The sequence below is a fragment of the Granulicatella elegans ATCC 700633 genome (assembly GCF_000162475.2).
Lineage (GTDB): Bacteria > Bacillota > Bacilli > Lactobacillales > Aerococcaceae > Granulicatella > Granulicatella elegans.
This window is the reverse complement of record NZ_KI391971.1, coordinates 554,782-560,800: the sequence shown is the minus strand read 5'-3', so window position 1 is coordinate 560,800 and position 6,019 is coordinate 554,782. Positions and strand designations below refer to the sequence as shown.

6 protein-coding genes and 2 pseudogenes are annotated in these 6,019 nt (G+C 32.9%); 3 read left to right on the top strand and 5 right to left on the bottom strand.

Annotation, left to right across the window (positions count from 1 at the left end):
- The 3 genes and pseudogenes from HMPREF0446_RS02575 to HMPREF0446_RS02565 all read right to left on the bottom strand — a co-directional run.
- On the bottom strand, nt 1-115 hold a 115-nt coding region (locus HMPREF0446_RS02575; protein ID WP_020991303.1), incomplete at its 3' end, for a cold-shock protein.
- A gap of 154 nt (nt 116-269) precedes the next feature.
- Nucleotides 270-404, bottom strand: a pseudogene (locus tag HMPREF0446_RS08285) (Rrf2 family transcriptional regulator); the annotation flags it as partial.
- Nucleotides 405-594: 190 nt separating this feature from the next.
- On the bottom strand, nt 595-1,971 hold the full coding sequence (locus tag HMPREF0446_RS02565) for an aspartate kinase (protein ID WP_006702970.1): 1,377 nt from the start codon (nt 1,969-1,971) through the stop codon (nt 595-597).
- 239 nt (nt 1,972-2,210) lie between these two features.
- On the opposite strand from HMPREF0446_RS02565, the gene gloA reads away from it, so the two are divergent.
- The 3 genes from gloA to HMPREF0446_RS02550 all read left to right on the top strand — a co-directional run bounded on the left by gloA (nt 2,211) and on the right by HMPREF0446_RS02550 (nt 4,165).
- Nucleotides 2,211-2,588 (top strand): lactoylglutathione lyase, encoded by a 378-nt coding sequence (gloA, locus tag HMPREF0446_RS02560; protein WP_020991301.1) that lies wholly within the window; start codon nt 2,211-2,213, stop codon nt 2,586-2,588.
- 21 nt (nt 2,589-2,609) lie between these two features.
- Nucleotides 2,610-3,002 carry a cytidine deaminase gene (cdd, locus tag HMPREF0446_RS02555; RefSeq protein WP_006702972.1) on the top strand — a complete coding sequence of 131 codons (393 nt, stop codon included), beginning with the start codon at nt 2,610-2,612 and terminating at the stop codon, nt 3,000-3,002.
- Between the two features lie 335 nt (nt 3,003-3,337).
- Complete coding sequence (locus HMPREF0446_RS02550; RefSeq protein ID WP_006702973.1) at nt 3,338-4,165, top strand: zinc ribbon domain-containing protein; 828 nt, start codon at nt 3,338-3,340, stop codon at nt 4,163-4,165.
- Nucleotides 4,166-4,212: 47 nt separating this feature from the next.
- Here the strand turns inward: HMPREF0446_RS02550 and HMPREF0446_RS02545 are convergent, their stop codons facing one another.
- Both HMPREF0446_RS02545 and HMPREF0446_RS08700 read right to left on the bottom strand, forming a co-directional pair.
- Nucleotides 4,213-5,154, bottom strand: a complete 942-nt coding sequence (locus tag HMPREF0446_RS02545) for a DUF1002 domain-containing protein (RefSeq protein WP_020991300.1) — start codon at nt 5,152-5,154, stop codon at nt 4,213-4,215.
- Between the two features lie 192 nt (nt 5,155-5,346).
- Nucleotides 5,347-6,019: pseudogene (locus HMPREF0446_RS08700) on the bottom strand (MucBP domain-containing protein); the annotation flags it as partial.

Below are 6,019 nucleotides of genomic sequence, written 5' to 3'. Positions count from 1 at the left end.
TGTATCCTTCTGATTGGATAGCTGAGAAGTGTACGAATACGTCACTTCCGTCTTCGCGTTCAATAAATCCAAAACCTTTTTCCGCGTTAAACCATTTTACTTTACCTTGTTCCATGAACATTTTCCTCCTTGTGCCAGAAGCACGGTTATTCATATTTCTGCCTGTGGTTCAAAAAGGAGCTCTTAAAACCCATTTATATCCCTAACAAAAACACTATAGTCAGTATAGCACATTTGAAAGCCTTTTACAAGTCTATTTCCGAACAAATTAATAAAGCAATGACTTTACGAATATAACTTGCATTAGTTCCAACACTTTCTGCTAAAGATTGAGAACTTAAAATAGTACTACTCTCACTTATCATTGAAAGAATATGTAATGCAACTGAAAATTTAGTATCCATAATTCCGCTCCTCTTAAAGTTGTATCTGATACAAGAACAAGTTTACCCTATTTTAAAATTAAAAGCAAGTAGTTTTTCAAATAAAATAAACTTTCCAATGTAGCGTTAGTGGTATGAAACTCGCTTTGCGAGGTTGCTACCGTCCATTGCTACATTAGAAAGTTCTCTTGTATTTGTTTTATTTAATTTACTATTTATCCACTACTTCGTATTCTACTTCTTCACCAAAGAATTCGTCATATAATGCTTGAATCGCACGTTTTTCGTACTCTTCTCTAATACCAAACATCATAGAAACTTCGGATACCCCTTGGTTGTACAATTCAATATTGATTTGTTCACGGGCTAATGTGCTAGCAACACGAGCAGTTGTACCGACCATGCTAACCATTCCTTCCCCTACTAACATGATTAAGCATAATCCTCGTTCGTAGTGTGCTTCATCCGCATTTAGTTCTACTTTCAAACGATGTACAATGCGATCTAATATTTCATCCGTAGCATCTTCTCCACGAATAATAATCGTTGCATCATCAATCCCTGTTGGAATATGTTCTACACTTACCCCTTCATCTTCGAATAATTGTAATGTTTTTCTTAAAAATCCAATTTCGTGATTCATTAAATATTTTTGAATATAAACACTAACGAAACCTGAAGAACTTGCAATTCCAGAAATAATTGAAGGTGAATTTACTTTCCCTTTCATAATGTAAGTTCCTTTTGCAGAAGGATTATTCGTATTACATACATGAACTGGAATTCCTTTTTTAATGGCTGGTAATAATGCTTCTGTATGGAATACTGAAAATCCTGCGTAAGACAACTCACGCATTTCTGTATAAGACAATACATCAATTCCAATTGGTTTATGAACTAATTTTGGACTTGCTACAAAGATTGCATCCACATCTGTAAAGTTTTCATACTCTTCAGCAGAAACGGCATTCGCTAAAATAGATCCTGTAATGTCTGATCCTCCACGAGAAAATGTCACAACTTTTCCATCTTTTGTAACTCCGAAGAATCCTGGGAATACAATAATGTCTTTTTCTAATTGTAAGTATTCTAATTCTTTATACGCTTCTTCTAATACTTGAGCATTTCCTGGAGTATCACTGACGAATAAATTCGCTTCTTTAGGGCTAATATATTTTGCTGGTAAACCTTCTTTTGTAAAATAGTCTGCGATTAATTTTGCATTATTATCTTCCCCACTTGCTTTATACGCATCCATTAAATAAGCAGGTTCTAAATTACTTTCCTTTAATGTTGCAAAATGCTGACGAATGTTGTTCATTACATCTGAATTTAATTGTAATTCATCATAAATTTCTTGATAACGTTCTAAAATCACTTCTAAAACTGCTTCATTATATTTTCCTTCAATTTGAGAAGTTGCTAATTGAATTAATAAATCCGTTACTTTTTCATCGTCTGAATGACGTTTTCCTGGTGCAGATACAACGACAATTCTTCTATCACTATCTGCTTGTACAATTTGAAATACTTTTTTGATTTGTTGACTATTGGCTAATGAACTTCCACCAAATTTAATTACTTTCACTTTGACACCTCATTTAGATGATTAACTCTATTTTATTTCATAATGGTAACAGAATAGCAAATTCTTTTTTGAACTGCAATCATTTTTACTCGATTTTCATTAAAAAGTGTATTTATTTTATATACAAGTGTTTACATTTTGGATTACACTCCCTTTTATCTTAAGTTGTATATTTCTTGCATTGAAACTTATAATCCGTTATGCTAATAAGACAAAAACATCCAAAAGGAGAGAATACTATGTCAAAAATGTTACACACATGTGTTCGTGTTAAAAACTTAGAAGAGAGTTTAGCTTTCTACCAAGAAGCATTTGGATTTAAAGAAACTCGTCGTAAAGATTTTCCAGAACACAAATTTACAATCGTTTATTTAGCATTTGAAGGTGACGATTACGAATTAGAATTAACGTATAACTACGGACATCCAGGATATGAAATCGGAGACGGTTACGGTCATATTGCAATTAGTAGCAATGATTTAGAAGGATGGCATGCTGAACACGTAGCTAAAGGCTATGATGTTACAGAATTAAAAGGTCTTCCTGGAAATCCAGCAAACTACTATTTTGTGAAAGATCCTGATGGATACAAAATCGAAATTATTCGTGAAAAATAATCCCATTTAAGGAGAACTTTTATGAAACCTGAAGAACTATATGTACATGCAAAAAATGCATTGGAACATTCATACTGTCCATACTCTAACTTTCCAGTAGGCTGTGCCATTTTATATAAAGATGGAACAGTAATTACTGGAGTTAATGTGGAAAATGTATCTTTTGGAGCAACAAACTGTGCAGAACGTACTGCTTTATTCACTGGGGTAACAAAAGGCTATCAAAAAGAAGATGTGGAAATGCTTGTAGTAGCTGGTAAAACAGACTACTTCTTACCTCCATGTTGTTTATGCCGTCAAGTATTAGTAGAACTATGCCCTGCTGATACTCCAATTTACCTTTCTAATAATAAAGGCGAATTAAAAGAAACCATTTTACGTGATTTAGTTCCACTAGCATTTACTGAAATGTAATCACTGAGCACCTTTTAAGGTGCTTTTTATATTGAAAAATTTTGGATATTTAGTATTTTTACGTGACAGCTACTCTCTTCTCTGCTATAATATTATCTATGCGATGAGGCGACAAGCAGACAAAGAAGTCTGCTAAGTCAAGTGGAACAGATGTGCTTGCACACTACCGGATGTAGCTGTTTGTTCATGTGTGATGTGAACACCATGACACATATATTATGTATATGCCACTATAAAAGGATTAGAGATTTCTAGTCCTTTTTCTTTTGTCCACTTGCATTCTATGATACAATACAACAGAGAAAATGAATTATGATTGATAAAGGAGAATTTACGTGAAACATTGCCCTTTCTGCCACGAATTAATTGAAGAGAAAGAAACTTTATGTCCTTTCTGTGGCACTATTCAAGAAGAACAGTTAGATGAAAATTCAACAACGATTCAAACATCTTTATTTGATGAAGAAAATAAATCTACTCAACCAAATTCTGTAGAAAATAGAAGTGATCAAGAATACCGTATTAAAAATAACCAAGCGATTTATTCAAGCTTTTGGAGAAAAATTACTCGTTTCTTTAGCTTTTTCTTTGGAAAATTAATCCATCCAACAAATAATTATTCGAGAAAACGTCAAAATAGTCGATTATTTGGTTACATTATGATTATCGTTTCGACATTATTATCAGCTTATATTACTACACATGGTATTCGAGCAGTTTTATCCCAATATCAATTACTAGCGGATATTTCTATCTTACCAAGTTTAACGGTTACTCCAAATTATATTTTAGTTTTCTTAAAACTATTATTATTTTACGCAGTATTTTATTTTGGATTCCCAGTCATTGCTTTTGGAGTGAAACATATTTTCTTAAAACGACAACATGTATTTCATTACTGGTTAACACAATATGAATCGATGAATGCTTTAGCGATTATTTTATTAATCATTACAGCATTTATGACATTTGTATCTCCAATTGCTTTATTAGTCGTCATTTTATTCTTCTTTACATTGCATTTGTTTACATTTATCGTAACATTTGTCATTTCCATTGCTCAAGAACAAAATGATACTAGTTTAGATACGCCATACATTGCTTTAATTGGTTTATGTATTCAATTAATTATTGTTTTAAGTTTATTATTTATTTTATTTTAGACAGTAAAAAGTCCATAGATTCGCTCTATGGACTTTTTTGTTACTCTCTATTTTGAACTAAAAATAGCATTAAATATTTCTTTGAAGAATGTCACAATTTTATCCAACCATCCTTCACGATTGGCTTGATTCACTAATTGACCAATTTTTCCTTTTACAGTATTAGATAATGAATTTAATTGTTCTAATACTTGTTTGGAATCAATCGCACTAGTTTGTTGGTAACTTAAGGCAAACTGAATAATATTATTCACTTGAGTTGGACTAATAACTTTATCTAATCCATATTTTTTTAATGCCTCATTCACAATTCTTTCAACGTCTTCTTTTGTCGCTACTTGACCTTGTTTTTCTTTGATTTCTGCTAGAGCTTTCTTAATATCAATCATAGCTTGATCTAATTTTGCAGCATCAAAGCCTTTTTCTTTTGCCTGTTCTTGAGCAATTTGATTCGTTAACTCTAGCTCCTTTTGAGCAACTGCTGTACGTTTTCCATCTAATACAACTCCATTTGCTTCAAAAGCTTTATATACACCTGTTAAAGCAGATTCACCTGTCACTTTAGATACAGCAGCTACTTCAATTTCTGCATCAGCTACCCCTGCTGTAATCGCAGCATTGGCATATTGTTCAGAAGTAACAAGAGTAATATTTTTCGGAGTAGCAATATGAACTTTTACCCCTTCCCCCTTATTTCTCTTTTGAACCATTACAGATGAAATCATTACAGAAGTATTCGCTTCACCAGCTCCTAAATATTTCACTAAGTCTTCTCCTGTAGCTTTTGTTGTCGTTACAGTATTTTCATCCTTAATTCCTAATAATTTAGATGTTTCTTTAATTTGTTGATCACTTAATCCTCCACCGTAAACAACAGTTGGTTTCCCCCATTTGTCATTAATGGCTGTTGTATCAATTGCATAAACTTGCTGAGAAACAAGTCCTAATAGCATTGTAGCAACAACTATAGGGCGAAATATTTTTTTCATGTCATTAACCTCCTTTGACATTACTATCTTACTTTATTTTCTTGAAGATTTGTGGAGATTTTTTATAAATTTCAATTGCATTTTTATTAAGATTTTATAAATGTTTAAACTTTGAATCATTTCATTCATAAAAAAGAGACGACCGAAGTCGTCTCAAAAACTCTAATCTATTCGATTATTTGATAAAGTATTTTACTCTTCATCTTGTTTCTTTTTAGCTGGAGCCATCATGCCTAATCCTGCAAGAATAGCTGATGCTGCAACACCAAATACTGCTGCTTCATTTCCAGTTCCTGTTTGTGGTAACTCTTGACGAACCACTTTTTCTTGAGGTGCTGGTGTAGCTGACACTTCAGGTTTAGCTGGTTGTTCAGGTTTAACTGGAGTTTCTGGCTGTTCAGGTTTAGCAGGAGTTACTGGTTGATTTGGAGTTGTTACTTTTCTGAAAATGTGTTGTACATTTCCATCTTTATCAACTACAGTCTTAACTAATTCATATCCTGGGATTGATCCTGGATCTTTAGTTCCTTTTTCAGTTTGTTTTAATGGATTTCCATTTTCATCTACCCATGTTGTAGATTTTTCTACTACTGGAGTTGGTGTTGGAGCTGGAGTTGGTGTTGGAGTTTTAACTTTTTCGTACACGTGCTCGATGTCTCCATTTGGAAGTTTCTTAGTCTCTACGAAGCGGTAGCCTGGAATATCTTTCTTAGGTTGTTCTCCGTCTTCTGTTGAATAATTTGGAATTTCGTTTCCTTCTTTATCTTTATGACTTGTTTTAACTTTTTCGTATACGTGCTCGATATCTCCATTTGGAAGTTTTTAGTCTCTACGAAGCGGTAGCCCGGAATATCTTTCTTAGGTT